Raw genomic sequence first — 25,668 nt, 5'->3', positions numbered from 1 at the left:
GAGGAGCCCGGTGCGTTAGCAGCGCTCGCCGGGATCTGGGTGGGGGGCGAGGAGCAATCCTCGTCCCTACCACGACCCTCAGCGCCCACTTTGCATAATCAACCCTTTTGCTAGGTCCAACCGCCATAGTTTCAGGTGATCTAATTTTTGCCGGGGACCTCCGGCGCTGGGGATGACAATATGAAGAGAACACTGTTCGCGGTGGCTTCCGTGCTCGTGGGTCTAGCGACTTGCTTCGGCGCCGCAGCGCCAACTGCTGCGCAGCAGTCGCAGGCCAATATCATCTATATCCTGGCCGACGATCTGGGTTGGGCCGATGTCGGATTTCACGGCTCCGACATCCTGACACCCAATATTGATGAGCTCGCAAAGACCGGGGCACGGCTCGAACAATTCTACGTACAGCCCATGTGTACGCCTACGCGAGCGGCTTTGATGACTGGTCGCTATCCCTTACGCTACGGACTGCAAACCTTGGTCATTCCCGCATCTTCGTCCTATGGCCTGCCGACTGATGAATGGCTCCTCCCTCAAGCGCTGAAGGAGGCCGGTTACACAACTGCGATTGTGGGCAAATGGCATCTCGGTCATGCCAAACGCGAGTTTTGGCCAAAGCAACGCGGTTTCGACTATCAGTATGGCGCGCAACTTGGCGAGATCGACTACTTCACGCACTCCGTCCACGGCAAGCTTGATTGGTATCGGGACAACAAGCCAGTCAATGAGAAGGGCTATGTGACGAGCCTGTTGGGCGATGACGCGGTTCGCTTCATCGACGCACAGAACACCAGGAAGCCTTTTTTTTTGTATCTCGCCTTCACTGCACCCCATACGCCCTATCAGGCTCCGCAGGAGTATATCGAGAGGTACAAGCAAATCAGTGACCCTAACCGCCGCACCTATGCTGCGATGATCACGGCCATGGATGACCAGATTGGCCGGGTCGTGAAGGCGCTAGAAAAGAAGGGATTGCGGCAAAACACGATAATCGTTTTCCACGGCGACAATGGCGGCAATCAATCGGCCCATCTGGCGGGCGAGACCGAGGTGAAGGGACCGCTGCCTGCGAGTAACGGGCCTTATCGTGGCGGAAAGGGAGACTTGTACGAGGGAGGCACGCGGGTGTCGTCTCTCATCAACTGGCCGGGCAGGATCAAGCCGGGCACCATCGTCGACCAGATGATGCATGTGGTGGATTACTACCCGACGCTGGCCAAACTTGGCGGCGCGAGCCTCGGCAAGAGCAAGCCGCTTGATGGCTTCGACATGTGGCCGACCATCAGCGATGGCAAAGCATCGCCGCGCGACGAGGTGGTGTACAACGTTGAAATGTTTCGCGGTGCAGTTCGCAAGGGGGATTGGAAACTGGTCTGGCGAACGACGTTGCCATCGAAAATTGAGCTCTTTAACTTGGCGCAAGACCCCTACGAAAAGAGCAACCTTGCAGGGCAAAATCCTGAAAAGGTCGCCGAATTACAGAAGCGAATTGATGGCTTGGCAGCAGAGATGTCGAAATCGCAACTTCTCACCGAAGTCTTTAAGGGCGTTACCAAGGAACTGACCGGTAGGCCCCCGGCATTGCCCGACGAGGATGCGTTCTACGAGCAGGTGGATTGATCTCCAACCGTGTTCTCGGGGTCGCTCGCCCTTCAAGAGGTGATCGAGCAATGTCGGCAGATGGTTGTTCATAGAGATACCGCTCTTGTCCGGTACTGACTGGAAATGGGCCTGAAGACAGTCGGCCTGCTTGGATGCTCCGTCGTTGCGATATTCGGCTGGTTTCAGCCAAACACCTGAGCATCCGCCGATGGCCCTGAGCCGAACAGCGCAAGAGCCACCGCCATGTCGGCTTTCTGCGGGAAAACGGTCGCCACACGATCGTCAGGCCGACCGCTGCTGGTTAAACGCGTGAGGGGACAATAACGCGGCGGTACCGCTACGGATCTTCTTTCACATCAAATATTGTGCGAATTCAAAAATAGCGCTCTCGCCGTGCCTTGCAGTTCTTGCGACCGCTGCTCAGGCGGCAGCTCGGCTTGGGTCGGCTAAAATCCCGGCGGAGGAGGGCGAGGCTGTAGCTCGAGGTCTGACCCGAAAGCGGCGCCAAGTGCCGCAAGGCTGCTGATGGCCCAGCTCGGGCCCATGGTGCGGGTTCATAAGTAGGCGCCCTAGTCGATCGGCCTGAACGTCCCGTCCTTCTGGATCATCGTCAGAAACACCTTTGGCGGTGTGTCGATCATGTGCACGCCGACGGTGATGGTGTTGCCGCTGATGTCGAAGCGGCCGACGTCGTTGATCACCCGTAGCAGCTCGGCGCGCGTCGGGTTCGGCCCCGTCTTCTCCAGTGCGGCGGCCGCAAGGCGCCCGGAGATATAGCCTTCCAGCGACACGAAGTCCGGCGTGAGCGTCGCTTCGAACGCCTTCTGCGCCGCCTGGTAGTCGGCAACGAGCTTTTGCGATGCGTCCCAGGGAAACGGCACGACCTGCGAGACGATGACGCCTTCGCCCTCGGGCCCGAGCTCCTTTGCGAGCGCATTGGCGCCGACGAAGGAGATGTTAACGAAGGTCGGATTGAGACCGCTGCGGTGCACGAGCTTGATGAACTCCGCGCACGGGCCGTAGGTCCCGACCATGACGATGGCTTCGGGCTCGGCGCGCCTGAGCATCCGCCAGGCCGACGCGACGGCCTTGGTGTTGCGCTCAAAGGTGCCTTCGGCGGCAAGCTCGAGGCCGCGCTTGGCGAGCGCGCGTTTCACGCCCAGGAGACCGTCGCGGCCGAAGGCGTCGTCCTGGTAGAAGATCCCGATGCGGCTGAACTTGCGATCCTCGGTGAGATGCTTGATCCAGGCCTCGGCCTCCGCGCCGTAGGAGGCGCGGATGTTGACGACGTTGCTGAGCTCCAGATCGCGCAGGAATTCCGCGCCGCTGAACGGACCGATGAAGGGGATGTTCCTGAGGCTGGTGATCGGGATGGTCGCCATCGCGGTCGGCGTGCCCACCGCGCCGATCAGTGCGAACACCTTGTCCTCGTCGATCAGCCGCAGCGTCTGCGCCACCGATCGGTCGGGATCATAGCCGTCGTCGCGGCTGATCAGTTGCAGCTTGCGCCCTTGGCGTTGATCTCGTTGAAGGCGGCAACGATGCCTTGCCGCAAGCGTAAGCCAAGCGCGGAGGAGGGCCCCTCGAGCGCCGCAGCCTGGCCGAACAGGATCGCGTCGGTGCTGACGCCAGCCTCCTCGCTTCGGGCCGCCGGCGCAACGAATGCAGCCAGCACGACGGCCAGAATGATGCGTGTCGCGGAACGGACTCGTGTCATGGCGAAGCTGATAGGGGATTTGCGGGAATTACGGAAGAACGATAGTGCCACGGTCTCGCTAACCGCAAGGCTGATCGTGCTCCGTATTACTCCGGTGAATCCGTGCAGATTGTTTCCATGATGCAGCGACGTGCGGGGGAAACGTTAACTAAGCTCCGCAGTTGCGGCCGGCGCCGCAGTGAAATTGTGCACTTCTTAACCGAGCCCCATGTCCGATCGTCGTTCTGACGGCTCAACCAGAAGTTCGATCCGTCACGCCAGAGGGACGGCTTAAGAGAGATGGGCGATCGCGATCAGAATGATCAGGATCGGAAGCGCATGATCGCGCGATGGCGTCCTGCGCCGTTGTTCGGGCTCTATCGCCCTGCGCTGGTCGCCGCAATCCTCGGCCTGTCGTTCTCGGTGGTGGGCGCGGCTGCGGTCGCGCGCTGGGAGGACCGCGTCAACAAGGTCGAGTTCGAGAGCGCGGCCGAAACCGAAGCCATCGTCGTGCAGAACGGCATGAACGAATATATCAGCCGGCTCGTGGCGCTGCGTACCCTGTTCGAATCGGCCAACGAGGACGTCTCTCGCAGCGAGTTCGAGACGTTCGCGGGACGGCTGTTCGAGCATCACCCCGGCATGCTCCGCGTCGCATGGTTGCCGCGGATCAACCGCAAGGAGCGTGCCGAATACGAAGCCGCCGCAGTCGCGGACGGTGTGTCCGGCTATCGCATCAAATCGCTTCAGGGCGAGGGCGACGGTTTCACAACCGCGCCGCAGGGCGACGAGTATTTCCCGGTCTTCTATTCCACGCAGCCGAAGACCTCGCCGGTCTACGGCATGGACTACGCGACCATTCCGGATCGCTATGCCGCGATCGAGCGCGCGCGCGACAATGACCGGATCGCGGCGCTGCGCACGCGACTCTACGAGCCGCGGGAAGGCGGCCAGTTGCCGAACGTCCTCGTCGTCGTCCCCGTCTACGCCAAGGGCACCTCGCGCGACACGGTTGCCGATCGCCGCCGCAACCAGGCGGGCGTCATCGTCGCCGTGTTCGATCTGCCGCTGCTGCTGCGCGCCATCCGGACCACGACGGCGGCAAGTCCCGCGATCAGCGTCAACGTCTATCCGCCCTTCACGGGGCAGATCGTCAGCCTGGAGCAGTCGCTGCCGGATTTCGCGTCCTCGGCGACCGCGCCGCAATCGATGAGCGACGTGTCGAAGGGCGTGCACTGGTCGGGTGGCTTGCGTATCGGCGACACCGATTGGCAGGTGCGTGCCGTGCCGACCGCCGGTGGTCCGCTGGAAACCGCTTATGACCGCGCGCTCACGGTGCTGGTCGTCGGCATGCTTCTGACGCTGTCGCTGGCGAGCTACCTCGTGCTCGCGAGCCGCAACTCGCGGCGGCTGTCGCTCGCCAACCGCCGGGTGCTCGAGCTGGCCCAGACCGACATCCTGACGGGGCTGCCGAACCGCGCCTTCTTCCTCGCGCGGCTGGACGAGATCAACCGCCAGATGCGCGAGGACGGGCTGACCTTCTCGATCCTGATGCTCGATCTCGACCGCTTCAAGAACGTCAACGACTCGCTCGGCCACGGCGCCGGCGACCTCTTGCTGCGCCAGGTCGCGCAGCGCCTGAAATCCGCGCTGCGCCAGAACGACGTGCTGGCGCGGCTCGGCGGCGACGAGTTCGCGATCATCCAGGAAGGCTGCGACGATCAGCGGGTGTGCTCGACCGAGCTCGCGGGCCGGATCGCCAAGCTCGTCACCGAGCCGTTCTTCCTGCCCGGCCACCGCGTCGAGATCGGCACCAGCATCGGCATTGCGATCGCGCCGGAGCACGGCAGCAACCAGGAACAGCTTCTGAAGAAGGCGGACCTCGCGCTCTATCGCTCGAAAGGTGCGGGACGCAACTGCTTCACCATCTATGACGAGGCGATGTCGGCCGACCTCGAGGCGCGCAACATGCTCGAGGGTGACTTGCGCGACGCCATCGCGCGCTGTCAGTTCGAGCTGCACTACCAGCCCTTCGTCGACGTCGCCAGCGGCGAGCGCCGCGGCTTCGAGGCACTGGTGCGCTGGCGTCATCCGACGCGCGGGCTGATCCCGCCGGACCAGTTCATTCCGCTCGCGGAGGAGACCGGCTTGATCGTGGCGCTCGGCGAATGGGTGCTGCGGCGCGCCTGCGAGGACGCGGCGTCGTGGCCTTCGGACGCGCGGGTCGCCGTCAACCTGTCACCGGTGCAGTTCAAGGAAGCCGAGCTGTTCGACGTGATCTGCGCGGCGCTGGAAGATTCCGGCCTGCCGCCGGAGCGCCTCGAGATCGAGATCACCGAGTCCGTCCTTTTGGAGCGCGGCATCGAGAACCACGCCTTCATGGAGCGGCTCAAGAGCATCGGCATCGAGCTCGCGCTCGACGATTTCGGCACCGGCTATTCGTCGCTGAGCTACCTGACGGCGTTTCCGTTCGACAAGATCAAGATCGACAAGTCCTTCATCAGCAATCTCAGCTATCGGCCGCGCAGCTCGGCCATCATCTCTTCGATCGTGACGCTGGCGCGCGGCCTCGACATGTCGGTGACCGCCGAGGGCGTCGAGACCAGTGAACAGTTCGAGCGGCTGAAGGGGCTCGGCGTGAATTTCGCGCAAGGCTATCTGCTCGGACGGCCGCAGCCGATCGAACGGATCGCGCCGGAGGCGCCGGTCTCCCGCTCGCAGCTCGACGCGGCCTGAGACGCATCGCCGCGCAAAGGTCCGTCGCATGCAAACGTGGCCCGGGCATGCGCGAAAAGCGCTTGACCCGGACATCCCCGGATGATCGGAAAGATCGTCCAGGGATGAAACCAACACAATGCGGCTTCCGTTCTTCTATGGCTGGGTCGTGGTCGCGGTGACGTTCGTCACCATGGCCATCGGGGTCAACGCGCGCACCGCGTTTTCATTGTTCTTTCCTCCCATAATCTCCGAGTTCGGGTGGGATCGCGGCATCACCGCGGGCGCCTTCTCGTTTGGCTTCGTGGTCTCGGGCGTGGTCAGCCCGCTGATCGGCCGGCTGATGGATCGCGCAGGTCCGCGCGCGGTGATGGAGGTCGGCGTCGCGCTGATGGCGGGCGGCCTCCTGCTGGCGCCGCTGACGAGCCAGCCCTGGCATCTCTATGTCACCATCGGCGTCATGGTCGGCGCCGGCAGCGTCTGCCTCGGCTATTCCGGCCAGTCGCTGTTCCTGCCGAACTGGTTCATCCGCAAGCGTGGCTTCGCCATCGGTATCGCCTTTGCCGGCGTCGGCATCGGCTCGGTGACGCTGCTGCCCTGGGTGCAGCACATGATCGAGCAGAGCGGCTGGCGCACCGCCTGCACTGCGATGGGACTCTTGCTGCTGATCGCGCTAGCGCCGATCAACCTGCTGCTGCGCAAGCGGCCGGAGGATCTCGGTTTGCGGCCGGACGGCGATGCCGCGCCGTCGGCAAGCGCGGCAAAGCCCGTCTCCAACATCGTCGATCCCGTCTGGGCCGGCACCGACTGGACCCTGAAGCTTGCGCTGCGGACGGCGCGGTTCTGGTGGATCGCGCTCGGCTATTTCTGCGGTCTGTACATCTGGTACGCGGTGCAGGTGCACCAGACCAAGTTCCTGCTCGACATCGGCTTCAGCCCGAGCGTCGCAGTGTGGGCGCTCGGCGCCGTCAGCCTGCTCGGCATTCCCGGCCAGATCCTGTTCGGCCATGTCTCGGACCGGATCGGCCGGGAATGGGTCTGGGCGATGAGCTGCACAGGCTTTGCGATCTGCTTTGCTGCGCTGATCGCGCTGAAATTCGAAGCCTCACTCTGGCTCGTCTACCTGATGGTGTTTACGCAAGGGGCTCTCGGCTACGGGCTGACTTCGATCATGGGCGCGGTGGTGTTCGAGATCTTCGGGGGAAGGAATCAGGGCAGCATCTTCGGCATGATCATGCTGGCCGCGCTGGCGGGCGGCGCGGCCGGGCCCTGGGTGACGGGCTTCCTCTATGATCTTGCCGGCGACTACACGCTTGCCTTTGTCATCGCGATGGTCGCGAGCGGACTGTCGGCGTTGTCGATCTGGCAGGCCGCACCTCGCAAGGTGAGGGCGGTCGCAGGCCGGCTGCACAAGCTTCAGCCGGGAACCGGCGCCGCATAGGTCCGCTTCCCTTCGCAATTCCTCGGCTCTTCTTCGCGGAATCTTAAGCATGTCTCATCTTGGCGAGCCCATGCCAGGTTGAGCCAACCTCTTGGACACCATCGGACCGCTAGGCTTGCCGTCCTTGTCGCATCTGGTTGCGACGCGCCCGGGTCCAACGATGTCCGCCAACGATTGCCCTGCGATCGGAACTCCGGAAGTCCTGCTGGCTGCGCTGGAGCTGGCCGAGGACGGCTTTGTCATCGTCGATGCCGACCGCAGGATCACGCATTTCAACGCAGCCGCGGAGCGACTCTGGAAGCTCCCGCGCACGGACGCGCTTGGACGCGATGCCCGCATTCTCGCGCTCAAATGCCTGGGCGAGCCAATCGCGGCGGGGTTTCGCGACGAGATCAGCCTCGTGCGGTGCGACGGCACGCGGATCAGGGCTGCGATATCGCTTTCGTCCATCGGCACAACCCATTACGCGGTCTTCGTTCGCGACGTCACCGAGGAGGCCGAACGCCGCGTGCGGATCGGACTGCTCAACGCCGTGTCCGACCAGACCAATCGCGCGGTGATCATCACCGATACCGAACTGAAGATCCGCTACACCAACGCGGCCTTCGCCACCGTGTTCGGCTATGCCTCCGGTGAGACCGAGGGGCGGCCCGTGAGCGAGCTCGTGGCCGGCCGCCATACCAACCGCAGGGCGCTTGCAAGGCTCGGCAAACGGCTGATGGCGGGTGGCCGCGGCGGCGAAGCCGAGGTGATGCTCTACAGCAAGGATGGCGAGGAGATCTGGGTTGCTGCCAGGATCGACGCCTTCCGCGATCGCAAGGGCCGGGTCAAGCATATCTTCGCCCTGCTCGAGGACATCACCGAAACCAAGCAGCTGCGATCGCTCCAGCAATTGATCACGTGCGCGCTTGCCGACGAGGTGCCGATCACCGAGATCGCCGACCGGCTGTGCCGGCGCGTCGAGGAGATCGCGCCCGATGTCGTCTGCTCGCTGCTTCACGTCGATGCCGCCGGCTTCGTGCATCCGCTCGGCGGTCCCAGCCTTCCCGATGACTATTCACGCGCGCTGGACGGCGTCGCGATCGGACCCGATGTCGGTTCCTGCGGCACGGCCGCCTACTACGGCAAGCCGGTCCTGGCTGTTGATATCGACAGGGATCCGCGCTGGCAGCCCTACAAGGCGATGCCACTGTCGGTCGGCCTGCGCGCCTGCTGGTCGACCCCGGTCAAGGCGAAGGACGGAAGGGTCATCGCCACCTTCGCTTTCTACTACAGGGAGCCGCGCGCACCGAGCCGCTGGCACCGGCGCATCGTCGATGCCTGCGTCAATCTCGGCGCGCTCGCGATCGAGCGCAAGGAAGCGCGCGCGGAGATCGCGCGGCTCGCCTATCACGACATCCTCACCGGCCTGCCGAACCGCGTGCAGCTGCGCCACTTGATCACGGCCGCCATCGACGATTGTCGTCCGGGCAGCCACGTCGCGCTGGCGTTTCTCGATCTCGATCATTTCAAGGACGTCAACGACACGCTCGGCCACGCCGCGGGCGACGAGCTGCTGGTCGAGCTGGCGCATCGCCTGCGCGCGCAGATCGAGCCCAGCGACATGCTCGGCCGGCTCGGCGGCGACGAATTCGTCATCCTGTTGCCGAACCGCGACGCCGAGGGTGCCGCGCGCATCGCGCGCCGGATCACCGAGGCATTGGCCGAGCCGCTGCGGCTCGGCGCGCGGCAGATGCAGATGTCCGCCAGCATCGGCATCAGCCTCTATCCCGATCACGCCACCGATATCGACACGCTGATGCAGCAGGCCGATGCGGCGATGTACAAGGCCAAGCAGGCGGGACGCTCCACCCATCGCTTCTTCAGCGCCGACATGAATGGGCTCGCCGAGCAGCGGCTCGTTCTCACTGCCGCGCTGCGGCGCGCCATCGCGGAGGACAAGCTCAGCCTGCGCTACCAGCCGCAGATCCGCACCATTGACGGCGCCATCCATGGCGTCGAGGCGCTGGCGCGCTGGCATGACGCCGACCTCGGCGAGGTCTTACCGGCCAAATTCATTCCGCTTGCCGAGGAATGCGGCTTGATCGAGCAGATCGGCCTGTGGTCGATCCGCGAGGCGTGCCGCCAGATGGCGGGCTGGCGCTGCGCCGGGCTCGACATCCCCAGCGTGTCGGTCAACCTCTCGCCGATCAATTTCCGCAACGTCGTGCTGGCAAAGCATGTCGGAAACGTCCTCGCCGCGCACGAGCTGCCGCCGGACGCCTTGATGCTCGAGATCACCGAGGGCGCGTTCATGCAGGAGCGGGCGGTTGCGCTCGAGACCATGAAGGCGATCCGCGAACTCGGCGTTGGGCTTTCGCTGGACGATTTCGGCACCGGCTATTCCAGCCTGAGCCGGCTGGCGCATCTGCCGATCCGAGAGCTGAAGATCGACCGCAGTTTTATGCGCGACATCGAAGCTGATGCTGGTGCGCTCGCCATCGCCACCGCCGTCGTCCGCGTCGGTCAGGGCCTCGGCATGACCGTGGTTGCCGAAGGCGTCGAGACCGAGGCGCAGCGCAAGGTGCTCGCCGAGCTCGGCTGCGACGTCGTGCAGGGTTTTCTCTACGCACCGGCGCTGACGCCTGTCGCGTTCGAACGCTGGCTGCTCGATCACAGCGCCGAGCAGGCGAAGGCGATGCACGACCATCTCGATCGCGCGCAGGGCGATGCCAGGCCGGTCAAGCGCACGGCCTGACGCCCCATTGTGCACTCGGCAACCTCAGGCCTTGTGATGGACGGTCTGCAGGCCATAGACCGGCGTCGGGATGCTCTCGTAGCGCGCCTTCAACTGCAGGGAAAGGAATTGCGAGTAATGTCGCGACTGATGCAGATTGCCGCCGTGGAACCATAGGCCTTCCTGCTGCGTCGGCTTCCACATGTTGCGTTGTTCACCTTCCCATGGGCCGGGGTCCTTTGTCGTATCCGAGCCGAGGCCCCAGACCTTGCCGACTTTGTCAGCCATTTCCCGACTCACGAGATCGGCGACAAAGCCATTCATCGAGGTGTAGCCGGTGGCATAGACGATCACGTCCGCAGGCAATTCCTTGCCGTTGTCGAGCCTGACGCCGTTGGGCGTGATTTCCTCGACCTGTCCAGCGAACAGTTTGATTTTGCCGTCAATGATGAGCTGCGAGGCGCCGACGTCGATGTAATAGCCCGAGCCGCGGCGCAGATACTTCATGAATAGTCCGGAATCGTCGTCACCGAAGTCGAGCCTGAAGCCGGTCTTCTCCAGCCCGGCATAGAAGGCGGCATCGTCCTGGCGGATCTTGTCGTAGACCGGTTTCTGAAACTGATTCAAGATCCGATAGGGCAGTGAAGCGAAGATCAGATCGGCCTTCGCCGTGGTCGTTCCGGCGCGGACGGCGCGTTCGGAATAGAGATCGCCGAGCGTCTCCATCAGCGAGTCCGAGCGCACAATGTGGGTTGTCGAACGCTGCACCATCGTTACGTCGATGCCGGCCTCGTACAGCGCAGCGCAGATATCATGAGCCGAATTGTTCGAGCCGATCACCACCACCTTCTTGCCTTTGTAGCCGTCGGAGCCGGGATGACGTGAGGAATGGTGTTGCTCGCCCTTGAAGGTTTCCATGCCTTTGATTTTCGGCATGTTCGGCTTGGCTGACATGCCGGTCGCGAACACAAGCTGCTTGGGCCGCAGCGTGATCTCCTTGCCGTCGCGTTCGACGACGACGGTCCATTCCTTCTTGGTGTCGTCCCAGCTGGCGCGTTTGGCCGTGGTGTTCGTCCAGTAGTTCAGCTCCATGACCTTGGTGTACATTTCCAGCCAATCGCCGATCTTGTCCTTGGGCGAGAACACAGGCCAGTTCTTGGGGAAATCGATATAAGGTAGATGGTCGTACCAGACGGGGTCGTGCAGGCAGAGCGACTTGTAGCGGTTGCGCCAGGAATCCCCGGCGCGTGCGTTTTTTTCGGCGATGATCGTCGGGACCCCGAGCTGGCGCAGTCGAGCCCCGAGCGCAATGCCGCCTTGTCCGCCGCCGATGATAAGCACGTAGGGCTGGGTCTTGAAGCCGAGTTGCTCGACTTCCTCGTCGCGCAGTTCCTTCCAGGTCTTGGCGCCGGGATTGAAGCCGTGCCTGGCGCCGAGTGGCCGGCTGAAGCCAGCCCTTTCCTCATGGCCCTTGAGTTCGGCCATCGTCGTTAGAAGCGTCCAGATCTGGCCGTTCTGCAGTCGGATGAGTCCATATCCGCGCGCGAGCTCGGTCTCGAACGAGATCCAGGACTCGGTCACGCCGCCTGCCTCGGTTGGCGTTTCACCCTCGGCAATCTTCCAGTTGCGCGGCTTCGCATGCGCGAGGCAATGCGCGAGCATGTCGCGGACCTGATCCCGGCCTTCCATGGTCTTGATGTTCCAGGTGAAGGCGACAAGGTCGCGCCAGTAGCATTCCGGAGCGAACATTCCCACGGCGGCGTCGAGATCGCCCGCCGCGAGCGCGGCTTCAAACTTGTCGAGGAAAACCTGAACGCGCGCGGCAAGCGTTGTGTCGAGCATCACTTCCTCCCGGATGTCGTTTGCAATTTTTCTGCGCAGGCAGCGTCACCTTAGCCCAACTATCGCGGGAATCCAGGCTGGTGCGGCGAGGTTCCCGGTCGGATTCAGCGCTTCTCAGCCGCCCCTGTCTCGATACTTGCGCGGCTCGAACGGCTGGCGGCGACCAGGACATCATTCTCGGCGAGGCGCTGTCCAGCGACGAATCTGCGTGCAGCCCGCTCGTGTTTCACAAGGTCAGCTACGTGAGCTTTCAGCACGCTTGACGCGCGTCGCCTTCACCGGTGTCGCACTACTGATTGATCTCGGGCTCGACCGGCCTTGCGATGTCCAGGATGCCTGCTGCCTGCGTGATATCCAACTCGGTGCCGACAGATACATTCTTCAACATTACGGTCAACGCCCAACGATGAGAGCCTTCTGTTGACGCTGCTGACGTGCAAAGCGCTTCAGGCCAGCAGGATCGAAGTTCTCGGCAGCGGGCCTCGAACAGCATTCGTTCGCATAGTGGAGGGCAGCGCCACCTATGTTGGGGGGACGGTTCCGATTGGAACGGTGAGCGATCAATGACGCGCTTGCGCGTTGCCTTCTATCCCTCGGATTGATCGGTGACATCGCCAAGTTTGTGGACCGCGACATGGACTGACATGCCGAGATAGTCCCCCGCGTTGCCGAACCACGCCCCCGCCAGCGGCACGGCCTGGCCCGGATGTCGGGCAACCGCCACCTGGATGAGATCGAAGCCGGCGTTGATATGATTGGTCGGGTCGTAATTCATCCAGCCGGCACCGGGGAGGAACACCTGCACCCAGGCATGGGTGGCGCCCGACCCAGTCATCCCTGCGTCGCCTCCATCGAGCGCGGCGTCATAGATGTAACCGCTGACGAAGCGAGCGGCGAAGCCGAGCCGGCGCAAGGCCTCGATCATGAGCCAGGCATAGTCTCGGCAGGTTCCTGATTTCGAACGCAGAGTTTCACCCGGAGCCAAGGTACCCTCCGTTTCCCGCGCTTCGTAGGTGAAGGTATCGCGGAAAGCGTCGAGCATCCGTTGCAGGACATCGATCGTTTGCCCCCTGCCATCGGCGACGAAGCTCCTGGCCCAGGTTGCAACGGCCAGGTCGGGATCGCCGGTATGCGGGCGCATGAAGCCGGCAAGGTCGGTCCATTCGTCCTGCGTGTATTGCACCGGTACGAGTTCGGCCCTTCGTTCCAGCGCAAATTGCTCAACGCCCTTGGCTCCAAAATGGACGCCTTGAAACTCGAACGTAAAGGTCAATTCCTTGCCGGGTTCGTCGAGCTCGATCTCCGTTAGATTGTTGGAAAGGCCGTCGCTGATCCAGCGGATACGGGAAGAGAGATTGGTCCTTGCAGACCAGCTTATTAAACGCCCGCGTGCTGCAGGCCTCGGCAGGAACATGGCCCGATGCGTACCGAACGCCACCGGGTTTGCATAGCTGTAGGTGGTGGTGTGCTTGATCTCGAAGAGAATGGCCATTGCTCCTCCGAGCCGGATCGATTGATCACATCAATGGCTCACCGGAATGCAGCGCCAACACGACCGACATTCGGAATGTACGCAACGTTCTATTCCCGAAAGATCCAATTGAACAGACGTGATCGAACAGGCTTGGAGGTCGGTCCGTTTGGCGAAGCACGGCAGTGCGTCAGCATCGTTGCCTCATGCAAGCAATCTTCTGGAAAACCTTTGATCTGGCGCAATGCTCGTTCTGGAACCGACGGCGCATCCTCAGTCGGGCAGCAAATAGTGGAGTCAATCCATGAAGCAGGTGAGTCTGAGAAACGTTGCGATAGCAACCTCGACCTTCGCATGCGCGGCATTGCTCTCCTTCGGCTGGTCCGAGCAACGCGGGGTCTCGCTGTCGATCGAGAGTGCCCAGGCGCGAGTCGGTCGTCCGCTCACTCCGGTGAGCGTTGCGGGTGTCGCACGCCGGCAAAACCGGCGGGCTGCGTACCAGTACGACTCGGCCGGCATTGCAGGCCCGATGGCGGTTAACTACGCCGGCCTTGCAAGCGCCGCTGGCACGGCAACCGTCGCCGCCACCCAGCCTTGGGGCTGGGGTGGTACTGGTTACTATGGCGGCCGGCCATACGTCGGCAGTGGGGCTTTGGCGGCCAATGCCTATTATGGCGGCGGCGCCATCCAGACCAGTCCGTTCTACCTGCAAAGGGCTTATCCTGCGAATGGCCCTTGGTATGGCGTTGATGGATGGGCTGGCTACAAGGCGCGTTATGGAATCGTCTGCGATCCTGGCAGCATGTTCAAAGGCGATGACGGCCTGATGCACGTCTGTCAGTAGATCCTCATTGCACCGATGAAGGGCGGCTCAAGAGCCGCCCTCTAAATTCGCTCGAACACCAACGATGCATAACTCGGCGCTGCTTGCGGCGGTCCCGTTGAGAGGCCTCCAATGCCAGATTCCGCAGAGGTAATTCAGGCGGCAATTCGCTCCGCTTTTGTCAACTACCCAAAGGAAGACGATCCCGACTGGAGGAGTCCATGCTGGATCAAGCCTGAAGAATGTTCGCATTTGACCACGGTCATCCTGCGAGAACTCAAGGCCAATGGCTTTGAAATATTAAGGAAGGCGGACTGAAACGCTCGGATTTGGACGCTAAATTGCTCGAAGTCACTATCGGGGAGCAGCGGGTGGCCAGACCCAGTTCATCGGGTCTCAGCCGCTTTGTGTCATTCGATCTACTTTTAAATGCAGTGAACGGGTTCATACGCGGGAGGCCGGGCCATGGCCAACTCCGACGTTGCGTCTGTGACTCACAGATTTTTGCCGATCCTCGACTGGATTCCAGGCTATCGCCGCGATTGGCTGTTGCCTGACGTTCTTGCCGGCCTCGCGCTCTGGGCCGTCATGGTGCCCGAGGGAATGGCCTATGCGGGCATCGTCGGCGTGCCGCCGATCATGGGTCTCTACACGATCGTGCCGGCGTTACTCGCCTACGCGCTGCTCGGCACGTCGCGACAGCTCGTGGTAGGACCCGACACAGCGACCGGCCTGATCTCCGCGGTGACCGTCGGCGCCATCGCAACGCAGGGAACTGCGGAGTACAATTCGCTGACCTCCACCCTGGCTGTCCTGATCGGCTTCTTCTTCCTCTCTTTTGGAATTCTGCGCATGGGGTGGGTCGCAAGCTTCATCCCCACGCCCGTTATGCGGGGCTTCATCGAAGGTCTGGTCTACGTCACCATCATCGGCCAGGTGCCACATCTGCTCGGCATCAGCGGCGCGTCGGGCAATTTCTTCACGAAGCTTTGGCATATCTTGCAGCATCTACCGGACGCTTCGGCCGCGCCTGTCGTAACCGGCATATTGTCGCTTGCCGCCATGCTCCTGCTCCGCCACATCGCGCCCGCTGTGCCGGCGGCGCTCGTGGTCATGGCCACCGCGACAATCGTGATCGGATTGCTCGGCGGAGAGGCGACTGGTGTGCATGTGGCGGGCCACCTCCCATCCGGCTTGCCCCACTTTACGGTTCCGACTCTGGAGATTTCCACCCTGAGCGAGCTTGTGCCAGGCGCGCTCGCCATCGTCCTGGTCGGCTATGCAGAAGCGCTCGGCGCGGCCAAGGCAGCAGCCCTGCAAAGCGGCGGCAAGATTGATCCGAACCAGGAGTTGATTGCGCACGGGCCGGCAAACATGCTGAGCGGGCTGTTCGGCGGATTCCTCGTTGTAGGCAGCCTGTCGAAGACTTCGGTGGCCACGGCGGCAGGCGCCCGCAGCCAGGTCGCCAACCTCATCGCGGCGGTCTTCTGCTTCTTCACGCTGATCTTTCTGACCCCCCTCTTCCGAAACATGCCCCAGCCGGCGCTCGCGGCCATCGTCATTGCAGCAATGTTGCATCTGACAAAGCCGAGCTACCTGCGCGAATTGTTCGCCCGAAGCCGCTGGTCGTTTGCCAATTGTGTGATTGTCATCCTCGGCGAACTGACTCTGGGCGTACTCCAGGGCATCGCCCTGGGCGTCGTGCTTTCGTTGCTGACGTTGGTCTACCTTGCGAGCCATCCAAGGGGAGCGGAGCTTGGGCAACTTCCGGGCACGGAGGCTTATCGCGACGTCCGGCACCATCCCGAGGCTGCTACGTTTCCGGGCCTGCTGATCTGGCGAACGGGCGGCGACCTCTTCTTCGCCAGCATTGAACACATGAGTTCCGCCTTGAAAGCATCACTGGCCGCACGGCCAGACGTCAAGCGTGTGCTTCTGGATTGCTCTTCCGTCAACTTCATCGACGTCAGTGCGGGAGATGAACTCCTTGGTCTCATCAAGGAGCTGGAGAAGATGGGGATGAGCGTCGCCTTTGTCCGTGTTCGCGATGCGGTTCGAGACGATATGAAACGTGCCGGGATCGAGGCAATTGTCGGAGCAGACAATTTCTATGAAAGGACCACGGATTGCGTCCGAGCTTGGCAGCAGCAAGGCGGCGTTGCCTAGGCGCCGCCGGAAAACCCGTTGATTGGCATGCGGTCACCCTAAGATGGAACACACGAGGCACATCGTTGAACCCGCAACTTCCCTTGCGTTGCCTGCTCTGCATATCGTCTCGCCAGACGCGCGAATAGCGGCCGGCAAGGCGTTGCGTGACAAGGTCCGACGCGAGCAGCACGGGCGCTGGAATAGCCTCAAGGGACGGGCGGACCCGATCGAGCTTTTGCTCAAATCGGACGCTGGCCGGTTGAAAAAGCTCATACCCATCCGGTACGGCCGGATGCTGCAGTCTCCCTTTGCGTTTTATCGCGGGTCTGCCGGCATCATGGCGGCGGACCTGGCGCGAGTGCCAATCACCGGATTGAAGGTGCAGGCCTGCGGCGATTGTCACCTTCTCAATTTTGGAGGGTTTGCCACGCCCGAACGCAGCATCATCTTCGACATCAACGACTTTGACGAAACTTCTTCCGCGCCCTGGGAATGGGACGTCAAGCGATTGGTCGCATCGATTGTGCTCGCTGCGAGATCGAACGGATTGTCCGACGCCCAGGGCCGCGACTGCGCCATCAGTTCTGCCCGCATGTACCGCGAACACATGCGCAAATTCTCCAGGATGGACCCGCTCCAAATCTGGTACGCCGAAACCAGTGCCGCGGATTTCATCGCATCCTTACCGAAAGCTTTGCAAAAAAAGGTCAGGAAGCGGATCGACAAGGCCGCAGCTCACACGGGTTCGGAATTTGAGTTTCCGAAGCTTGCAGGCTCGGTGGGCGGGCAGATCCGCATTACCGATCAGCCGCCGCTCATCTTTCATCCCGACAGCACCGCCAGCCTCGAGGCGGCGTCAACACTCGAGGAGCTTTTTCAAACCTACCGAGAATCGCTGGCCGCCGACCGACGCACGCTTCTTGATCGATACCGCCTCGTCGACGTTGCCATCAAAGTGGTCGGTGTCGGCAGCGTCGGCCGGAGGTGCTGGATCGCTTTGATGATGTCAGAGGGCAACGATCCCTTGTTTCTGCAATTCAAGGAAGCGGCGCAATCGGTGCTCGAACCTTACGCCGGACGAAGCGCATACTCCCATCACGGACAGCGCGTCGTGATGGGGCAGCGCTTGATGCAGCCCGTGTCAGACATTTTTCTCGGGTGGACGACCGCTCCCAACGGCCGGCAGTTTTACGTGCGGCAGTTGCACGATGCCAAAATCAAGCCCTTGGTGGAAACCTTTGATGCCGAAATGCTGGATGTCTACGCGCAAGCTTGCGGCTGGGTACTCGCCCGCGCCCACGCAAAGGCGAGCGAGATTTCAGCAACCATCAGCGGATACCTCGGTGGTTCGAACGAGGCGTTCGATGCGGCCATGGGAAAATTCGCGTTGGCGTATGCAGATCAGGCCGAACGTGATCATGCGGCGCTCAAGGCTGCGGTGCGAAACGGAAGGATAGCTGCCCGGCAGGGGTTCTAAATTGACAGCCAACTCCACCGCAGAGACCGTTCAGCGCCATGGCAATGGAAGACTTGACTTGATCTAGATCAATTGAGTTCTCGCGCCGAGCGCGAGGTATTGCCGGAGCCTTGCAATTCTGGACCCGGATGGGGATCGCCATGGAAGACCCATTCCTGAATTACTTCGCGCTTGGTCTGCTGTTTTTCGTGGTGATCGTGCTGGTCTACGGCATCATCGCGATCCACGACATTCCGGCCCGGATCGCCAAGGCCCGCCATCATCCGCACGAGGACGCAATCCATGCCGCCGGATGGATCAGCCTCTTCCTGCTGCACCTGCTGTGGCCGTTCCTTTGGATCTGGGCGATGATGTATCAGCCGGAACGTGGCTGGGGCTTCGGCCACAAGCCGGGCGAACCGACCTCGCCCAAGGAGGCTGTGGCTGAACTGGAGGAGCTTAAGCATCGATTGGCAGCGATCGAGGCCAAGGTCGGCATCGAAGATCGAGCAGTTCACGTTCAGGAAGGCAGGGTCGACTCAGAGCCGCCGCAGGAAGCAGTCTCGGCTGTCGATAAGGTGAAAGTTCCCGCGACAGAAGCCGCCAGTGCCGAGAGCCGAAATACGATAGCGGAGGCGCTCTCCAAGGTCGGGACGGGAGGCCGCTGATGGAAATCCTGCTCACCCTGACTTACGTGGCGCTCTGTTATGCCACGTTCAAGCTTTTCAGAATCCCGGTCAATCAATGGACACTTGCGACAGCGGCGCTCGGCGGCATTTTTGGGCTTTCGCTGTTGTTCATCACGATGGCCTACAACCACCCGTTCTCCACGAATGCACGCATTTACTTCACCGTGACGCCGATATTGCCCGGCGTCCGCGGACGCGTGGTCGAGGTGCCAGTCGAAGACCGCACCAACCAACATCTCGAGGCCGGCGAAGTTCTGTTCAAGATCGATCCCAAGCCATACGAGTACACCGTCGCCGAAAAAAAGGCGGGACTGGCCGATGCCGAGGCCAATGTTGCCCAGCTCAAGGCGTCGGTTGATCAAGCCGCGGCGGCGACCGGAAAGGCTAAGGCGCAACTGGAGCTGGCCCAAGAGAACTACGATCGTCAGGCGACGCTGTTCCAGAAACAAGTCGTCGCGCAGGCGACGCTCGATACCGCAACGCGCAATCTCGACGCGGCAAAACAGACAGTGGCCGAAGCTAATGCTGCGGAAGATCGTGCCCGGCAGGCGTATGGCGCGACTGTTAATGGCGAACATACGGCGATCGTGCGTTTTCGCAACGAACTTGCTGATGCTCAATTCGATCTGGACCAGACCACTGTTCGCGCACCCACCAGTGGCTTTGTCACCGAGCTCGCGCTGCGGCCGGGCGTGTATGTGGTCCCGGCGCCCTTCCGTCCAGCCATGATTTTCGTCAACGACAGCCAAAGGGACCGGAAATTTGCAGCCGCGTTCCAGCAAAACGCCCTGCAGCGGGTTCGCGCCGGCGATGAGGCCGAAGTTCTGTTCAAGGGCATACCGGGCCGCGTATTCAAGGCCAAGGTCCAAGTGGTGATCGATGCGATCGCAGGTGGCCAGCTTCAAACCACGGGGACGCTAGTAAATGTCGGGGGAGCGCTGCCCGGAGACCGCGCTCTGGCCGTCCTCGAGATCGTCGATGACATCTCGGGTTATCAAATTCCGCTCGGGGCGGCCGGCGAAGCCGCCATCTACACCGAGCACTTTCACGAACTTTCATTGCTGCGGAAGATTCTTCTGCGGATGCGAAGCTGGCAGAACTACATCTTCTTTGAGTCCCTCTAGGAAACTCTTAGTTCGGAGATCCCGCCCGGTGCAGGTGCCGAGGTCCGAGATTCGCCCTTGGCAGCCGTTGGGGAAACTCCGCTATTCCGCCGCGATCAGGGCCAGCGAACGTCCGCGCGCCGATCTGTGGCCAGGCATTCCTAGCCTGAGACAAGCCCCATCGCGCGGCGAAGATCGCTTATGGCGCGGAAAAAACTGTCGGCCGGCGTGGTCTCCGGATCGATCAGCCGGTGCAGGCGAAAACCGTCATCTAGCGCCAATACCACGGCGGCGGCCCAGGACGGATCTTTCACCTTGTTCGCGTGGCCGACTTGTGCCCCCTGAATGATGTCGGCGACCAGTTTGCGCCGCGCACGCAGGCGTTTTGCGAGTTCCGGCCGGCGCTTCTCTGCGCGCGCGACGTAGAGGATCATCTCCATGTGCAGCAGCGGCGAGCGGCCGAGCGGGTCGCGGCGGTTGCGCTCCATGGCCTTCAGCGCCGCGATGAAATCGTCGAGGTCGGTATGCTCAGCGAGCAGGTCGAGATTGCGCCGGATCGACTGCTCGACATGGTCCTCGAGCATGGCGATGATCAGCTCGTCCTTGCTGGCGAAGTTCGAATAAAACGCGCCGCGCGTGAAACCGGCGGCGGCTGCGATCGCCTCGATACTGGCGCCGCCGATGCCCTGGTCCTCGAACACGCGCGCGGCCGCCTCGAACAGCTGGTCGCGGGTGTCGTCGCGGGTCGGCCTGGTCCTCACTCTTGACATCGCTGCATTTTAGTTCAGGATGCAACTCAATACAATAACGTATCGAGTTTCAGATTTCAGGATGGTCACGCCGCCTATTTCGGCTCCGGCGTGTTCGATGTCGTGAACGATTTGAGGTCACCATGAACGAGCATGCGCAGGCGGCGGCAAGCGACCAGCTGTTCAATCCACTGGCCCCCGATTTCATCAGGGATCCTTATCCCCACTATGAGCGGTTGCGCACGATCGATCCGATGCATGTGACCCCGTTCGGTTCCTTCGTGGCGAGCCGGCATGCCGAGGTGAGCCTCGTGATGCGCGACAGGCGCTTCGGCAAGGATTTCGTCGAGCGCAGCAAGCGCCGCTACGGTCCGAAGATCATGGAGCAGCCGGTCTTCCGCAGCATGAGCCATTGGATGCTGCAGGCCGATCCGCCAGACCACACCCGCCTGCGCGGTCTGGTCGTGAAAGCTTTCACTGCGCGCCGGGTCGAGGACATGCGGCCGCGGATCCAGGAGATCGTCGACCAGACGCTCGACGAGGTGATCGATCGTGGGCGGATGGACCTGATCGAGGATTATGCCTTCCGCCTGCCGGTCACGATCATCTGCGACATGCTTGGCATCCCCGAAGATCATCGCGAGGCCTTCTACAAGGGCTCGCGCGATGGCGGGCGGATTCTGGATCCCGTGCCCCTCTCTCCGGAGGAGATCCGCCAGGGCAACGCCGGCAACCTGATGGCGCAGATGTACTTCCAGCAGCTCTTCGAGCTGCGCCGCCGCAATCCGGGCGAGGACCTCACCACCCAGCTCGTGCAGGCCGAAGAAGACGGCCACAAGCTGACCAATGAGGAACTGACCGCCAACATCATCCTGCTGTTCGGCGCCGGCCACGAGACCACCGTCAATCTCATCGGCAACGGCTTGTTGGCCCTGCACCGCAATCCGGACCAGCTCGCACTGCTCAAGGCGCGGCCGGAGCTGATCACCAACGCGATCGAGGAGTTCTTGCGCTACGATTCCTCGGTGCAGATGACCGGGCGCGTCACGCTGGAGGATATCGACGATCTCGGCGGCAAGCGGATCCCCAAGGGCGAGACCGTGCTGTGCCTCCTGGGCTCGGCCAACCGCGATCCAGCCGTCTATCCTGATAGCCCCGACCGCCTCGATATCGTCAGGGAGAACGTCAAGCCGCTGTCGTTCGGCGGCGGCATCCATTTCTGCCTGGGCGCCCAATTGGCGCGCATCGAGGCCGAAATCGCCATCAACACCCTGCTCAGGCGGCTGCCGGACTTGCGGATCGACGACGTCGAGAACCCCGAATGGCGGCCGACCTTCGTCCTGCGCGGCCTGAAGCGGCTGCCGGCGAGCTGGTAGCGTTAACCTCCGTGCGCAACAGTCGCTGTGACATCGCCACACTTGCCCCTATATAAGGGGCTGTTCCGGCGCGGCTTAGGCTTCGATTTGGCTTAGACGTAGGCTTGGGTTTGGCCCGGGTGCCGGTTTTGGCCGAGGGGAGACCCGTGCAGACGACGCTGCTCGGATTGGCGATTGCCTTCATTATTGCGCTGCTGGCCGCGCTGATCGGGCCTTACTTCATCGACTGGAACCAGTTCCGGCCCCAGTTCGAGGCGGAGGCGAGCCGAATCATCGGTGTCCCGGTGCGGGTTGCCGGCCAGCTCGATGCGCGGCTATTGCCGGCGCCGACGCTGCGGCTGCGCTCGGTCACCTTCGGCGGCAACAACGACCTCGGTAAGCTCCGCGCCGACAAGCTCGACGTCGAGTTCAGCCTCTCTTCGCTGATGCGCGGTGAATGGCGCGCCACCGAGCTCACGGTCAATGGCGTGGCGGCCGATCTCGGCCTCGATGCCAAGGGCCGGGTCGACCTGCCGTCGACGGCAAGCGGCAGCTTCAATCTCGCCTCGCTCGCGATCGAGCGGCTGAACCTCACTGGCCGCATCGCGCTTCATGATGCCGCCAGCCGCTCGACGCTCGAGCTCAGCGACATCGCGTTTGCCGGTGACGTCCGCTCGCTTGCGGGCTCGGTGCGGGGCGACGGCAACGTCACCGTCTCCGGCACGCGCTATCCATTCCGCATCTCCTCCGGCCCGAGCCCCGACGGCACCGCCACCCGTCTCCACATCAATATCGATCCCGGCGAGCGCGCGATCCTGGCCGATCTCGAAGGTGTGCTCGCCTTTGACGGCCGGCTGCCGAAATTCGACGGCGCGCTCACGCTGGCCGTACCTCCACCCAAGGAGACGTCAAAGGACAAGCCGGCAGCCCCCGCACCGACGCCGTGGAAGCTGACGACGAAGCTCAAGGCCGATCCGTCGCTTGCGAAGTTCGACCAGATCGAGGCGAGTTTTGGTCCCGAGGACACCGCGCTCAAGGTCGCCGGCGTCGGCGACCTCAAATTCGGCGCCGCGCCCCTGCTGCGCGCGAATTTGGCGGCGCGGCAACTCGATGCCGACAAGCTCGCGGCCAAGGACAATACCGAGCCGCTGCGCATCCTGCCGGCGCTGCGCGCCGGGCTCGCCGCCATTCCGCAGGCGCCGATCCCGGCGCAGATCTCGTTCAGCTCCGAGCAGATCATGCTCGGCGGCCGGCCGCTGCAAAACATCGCCGCGGAGTTGCAGACCGACGGCAGGTCCTGGACCTTTCAGCGGCTCGATCTGCGCGCGCCGGGCATGACCCAGGTCGCGCTCAACGGCGCCAGCCCCGGCGTCGACAGCTTTAGCGGCCGGCTCAGCATCGAATCTTCCGACCCGGATACGCTGGTGGCCTGGCTTCAGGGCCGCAGCGAGATCAATCGCCGCAGCACCAAGCCGTTGCGCCTGAGCGGTGACGTGACGGTCGCCGCCAACCACCTTGCGATCGACAAGCTGAAGGCAGAGATCGAGGGCGGCGCGGTCGAGGGCCACATCGCCTTCGTGCAGACCGCTGCCAACAAGGGTTCGCGGTTTGACGCCGAGCTGAAGGCCGACCGGCTCGACCTCGATGCGGCCGCAAGCTTCGTGCGCGGCCTCGCCGGGCCGCAAGGCGAATGGCCGGACGAGGCAAGACTGTCGCTCGACGTCGGCCGCGCGATCTCGGCCGGGCAGGAGCTGCGGCCGTTTACCGCCAAATTCGGTTACAGCCCGACCACGCTGTCGCTGGAGCAGCTGCAATTCGGCCAGGCAAGCGGAGTGACGACGGACGCGAACGGAAGCTTCGATCGTGCGCATGCGACCGGCAGGCTGACGCTGAAGTCGGCGGCCAATTCCCTGTCTCAACTCACGGCCCTGATCAACCCGATCGCGCCGGCGCTCGGTGCACGCTTCGATCGCGTCGACGCGCTGCCAGGGCCAGCGCGCCTGAAGCTCGATGTGAGCCTGGACAAGAACGCCGAGCATGCCGATCGCACCAATGCGCGCGCCGCGCTCGATCTCGATGCGCCGCAGTTGAAGGGAACGGCGACGCTGTCGGCGCAGACATTGGCGGCGGCGATCAACGGCCTCGATCTCGACAAGCTGCGCAACAGCGACTTCACGCTGGAGTCAAAACTCTCCGCGCCGCAGGCGAGCTCGCTGTTGACGCTGTTCGGCCTCGACCGTGTGGTCGCGGCAGGCGAGGGGGCTTCGCAGGCAGAAAGCAAGGTGAGCGGCACCTGGGGCCGGCCGCTTCAGCTCAACGCGAAGGTCGCGGGCGGCGGACTTGATGCCGACGCCCAGGGCAGCTTCGAATTGTCCTCGCCCGATCCGAAAGCGAGCGTGAATTTGCGCGTGCGCAACGCGAACCTCGCGCCGCTGCTCGGGATCGGTGCGGGCGAGAAGTCAGTGCAAACCGTCAACCTGTCCTCGCGCCTCACCTTGTCCGGCAACAGGCTGACCTTCGATGATCTCGACAGCACGGCTGCGGGCTCGCACCTGCGCGGGCGTCTTGCGGTGACGCTGGACCCGGAGAAGAGCATCGATGGCGAGGTCGGGCTCGATACGCTCGATCTCGTCCCCGCGCTGGCGGTGGCCATTGGCGCGGTCGGGCGCGATGCCGACCAGCCGCTCGCGACAGGGCTTGTCAACGGCTGGCGCGGCCGCATCACCTTCCAGGCCCTGCGCGGCGGATTGCCCGGCGGCATCGAGATGCGGCCCATCAGCGGCACGATCCGCAATGACGGCCAGTCGCTGGCACTGGATTCGCTGAAGGGCGGCATCGGTGGCGGCGAGATGACCGCAAGCATCGATGCACGCGACAGTCCCAACGGCCTGTCGCTGAACGCGCGTATCCAGCTCGCCAACGTCGATGCGAAGGTGCTGCGTTATCGCAATCTCGCCGTCCCCAAGGGCCGCGCCTCGGTGCAGATGGCGCTGTCCGCCCAGGGCCGCAGCATTGCGGCGCTGACCGGTGCGCTCGCCGGCAACGGTACCGTGACGCTCGAGTCGGCCGAGCTTACCGGGCTCGATCCGCTCGCCTTCGAGCTCGCGATCCGGGCCAGCGATGGCGGCCAGGTCGCTGACGACGCAAGGCTCAGGCAGCTCGTCGAGGCGGCGCTGTCGGCAGGCCCTCTGGCGATCGGCTCGGCGCAGATCCCGTTCACGATCCGCGACGGCCGCCTGCGTGTCGGCGCGACCACGCTGGAAGCAAAGAACGCCCGCGCCATCGTCTCCGGCGGCTATGACATTCCCGCCGATCAGGCCGACATCCGCGCCAGCCTGACGCCGATCATGACCGGCCTTTCCGGCGCGCCTCCGGAAATCCAGCTCTTTGCGGCGGGCCCGCCGGACAAGCTCAAACGCACCGTCGATCTCACGCCGCTGTCCTCGTGGCTGGCGGTGCGGACGATCGATCGCGAGACGCGGCGGCTCGATGCGATCGAGCGCGGCGAGCCGCCGCCGGCGACCGCGGTACTACCGCGTCTGGTGTCACCTGACGCCGCGCCCGAGCTGTCGCCGCCGGTCGACGTGCCGCTGCCCGGCCGCGATCCTCGCCGCGCCCAGCCCAAAGCCAAGGTCGAGCCCAAGGCCCCGCCAACGCCGCGGCCGCCGCTGGCTGCACCGGCTGCACCGAGCCCCTCGGTCTCAAATCCTTCGATTTCAAGCCCGCCGATCGCGAGCCAGCAGGTGGCGCCGCTTCCGCCGCCGATCGAGGTCAGGCCGGCGCCCGGTCCTCCACCGCCAAGGCCCAAGCCGAAACCGCCGCTGGTCCTGGTGCCGCAGTCCAATCCGTAAAGACGGTGCCTTCC

Annotated in this window: 15 protein-coding genes and 1 pseudogene; 12 read left to right on the top strand and 4 right to left on the bottom strand. The window is 63.2% G+C overall.

Annotated features, from left to right (window positions below; genetic code table 11):
• Positions 1–180 precede the first annotated feature (180 nt).
• Positions 181–1,617 (top strand): arylsulfatase B, encoded by a 1,437-nt coding sequence (locus tag Q2941_RS34855; protein WP_458195275.1) that lies wholly within the window; start codon positions 181–183, stop codon positions 1,615–1,617.
• Between the two features lie 551 nt (positions 1,618–2,168).
• Here the strand turns inward: Q2941_RS34855 and Q2941_RS34850 are convergent.
• A pseudogene (locus tag Q2941_RS34850) lies at positions 2,169–3,316 on the bottom strand (ABC transporter substrate-binding protein).
• Positions 3,317–3,634: 318 nt separating this feature from the next.
• On the opposite strand from Q2941_RS34850, the gene Q2941_RS34845 reads away from it, so the two are divergent.
• From Q2941_RS34845 to Q2941_RS34835, 3 genes are all read left to right on the top strand, one after another.
• The gene (locus tag Q2941_RS34845) at positions 3,635–6,031 is read left to right on the top strand and encodes a bifunctional diguanylate cyclase/phosphodiesterase (RefSeq protein ID WP_458195274.1); all 2,397 of its coding nucleotides are present in this window, start codon (positions 3,635–3,637) and stop codon (positions 6,029–6,031) included.
• A gap of 118 nt (positions 6,032–6,149) precedes the next feature.
• Positions 6,150–7,451, top strand: a complete 1,302-nt coding sequence (locus Q2941_RS34840; RefSeq protein ID WP_458195273.1) for an MFS transporter — start codon at positions 6,150–6,152, stop codon at positions 7,449–7,451.
• A 160-nt stretch (positions 7,452–7,611) separates the two neighbouring features.
• Positions 7,612–10,188 (top strand): EAL domain-containing protein, encoded by a 2,577-nt coding sequence (locus Q2941_RS34835; RefSeq protein ID WP_458195272.1) that lies wholly within the window; start codon positions 7,612–7,614, stop codon positions 10,186–10,188.
• A 24-nt stretch (positions 10,189–10,212) separates the two neighbouring features.
• Here Q2941_RS34835 and Q2941_RS34830 read toward each other — a convergent pair whose 3' ends face one another.
• Positions 10,213–12,009, bottom strand: a complete 1,797-nt coding sequence (locus tag Q2941_RS34830) for a flavin-containing monooxygenase (RefSeq protein WP_458195271.1) — start codon at positions 12,007–12,009, stop codon at positions 10,213–10,215.
• A 586-nt stretch (positions 12,010–12,595) separates the two neighbouring features.
• Positions 12,596–13,501, bottom strand: coding sequence for a transglutaminase family protein (locus Q2941_RS34825; RefSeq protein WP_458195270.1), 906 nt, complete (start codon positions 13,499–13,501; stop codon positions 12,596–12,598).
• Between the two features lie 283 nt (positions 13,502–13,784).
• Here Q2941_RS34825 and Q2941_RS34820 point away from each other — a divergent pair, with 283 nt between their 5' ends.
• The 6 genes from Q2941_RS34820 (at position 13,785) to Q2941_RS34795 (ending at position 19,720) form a co-directional block, all read left to right on the top strand.
• Positions 13,785–14,324, top strand: a complete 540-nt coding sequence (locus Q2941_RS34820) for a hypothetical protein (RefSeq protein WP_458195269.1) — start codon at positions 13,785–13,787, stop codon at positions 14,322–14,324.
• A gap of 111 nt (positions 14,325–14,435) precedes the next feature.
• Positions 14,436–14,621 carry a hypothetical protein gene (locus Q2941_RS34815; RefSeq protein ID WP_084801399.1) on the top strand — a complete coding sequence of 62 codons (186 nt, stop codon included), beginning with the start codon at positions 14,436–14,438 and terminating at the stop codon, positions 14,619–14,621.
• A 147-nt stretch (positions 14,622–14,768) separates the two neighbouring features.
• On the top strand, positions 14,769–16,469 hold the full coding sequence (locus Q2941_RS34810) for a SulP family inorganic anion transporter (RefSeq protein ID WP_458195267.1): 1,701 nt from the start codon (positions 14,769–14,771) through the stop codon (positions 16,467–16,469).
• Between the two features lie 43 nt (positions 16,470–16,512).
• On the top strand, positions 16,513–17,928 hold the full coding sequence (locus Q2941_RS34805; protein ID WP_458195266.1) for a DUF2252 domain-containing protein: 1,416 nt from the start codon (positions 16,513–16,515) through the stop codon (positions 17,926–17,928).
• A gap of 140 nt (positions 17,929–18,068) precedes the next feature.
• Positions 18,069–18,575 carry a DUF3302 domain-containing protein gene (locus Q2941_RS34800; RefSeq protein WP_458195265.1) on the top strand — a complete coding sequence of 169 codons (507 nt, stop codon included), beginning with the start codon at positions 18,069–18,071 and terminating at the stop codon, positions 18,573–18,575.
• Positions 18,575–19,720 carry an HlyD family secretion protein gene (locus tag Q2941_RS34795; protein WP_027522287.1) on the top strand — a complete coding sequence of 382 codons (1,146 nt, stop codon included), beginning with the start codon at positions 18,575–18,577 and terminating at the stop codon, positions 19,718–19,720. Before Q2941_RS34800 ends, Q2941_RS34795 begins: the two co-directional genes overlap by 1 nt.
• Before the next feature lie 140 nt (positions 19,721–19,860).
• On the opposite strand, the gene Q2941_RS34790 is transcribed toward Q2941_RS34795, so the two are convergent.
• A complete protein-coding gene (locus Q2941_RS34790; protein ID WP_458195264.1) occupies positions 19,861–20,469 on the bottom strand; it encodes a TetR/AcrR family transcriptional regulator in 609 nt (202 codons plus the stop codon).
• Between the two features lie 122 nt (positions 20,470–20,591).
• Here Q2941_RS34790 and Q2941_RS34785 point away from each other — a divergent pair, with 122 nt between their 5' ends.
• A complete protein-coding gene (locus Q2941_RS34785; protein WP_458195263.1) occupies positions 20,592–21,824 on the top strand; it encodes a cytochrome P450 in 1,233 nt (410 codons plus the stop codon).
• Positions 21,825–21,970: 146 nt separating this feature from the next.
• Complete coding sequence (locus Q2941_RS34780) at positions 21,971–25,654, top strand: AsmA family protein (protein WP_458195262.1); 3,684 nt, start codon at positions 21,971–21,973, stop codon at positions 25,652–25,654.
• The last annotated feature ends 14 nt before the right edge of the window (positions 25,655–25,668 follow it).

The sequence above is a fragment of the Bradyrhizobium sp. UFLA05-153 genome (assembly GCF_054185185.1).
This window is presented reverse-complemented; position numbering and strand designations above follow the sequence as displayed.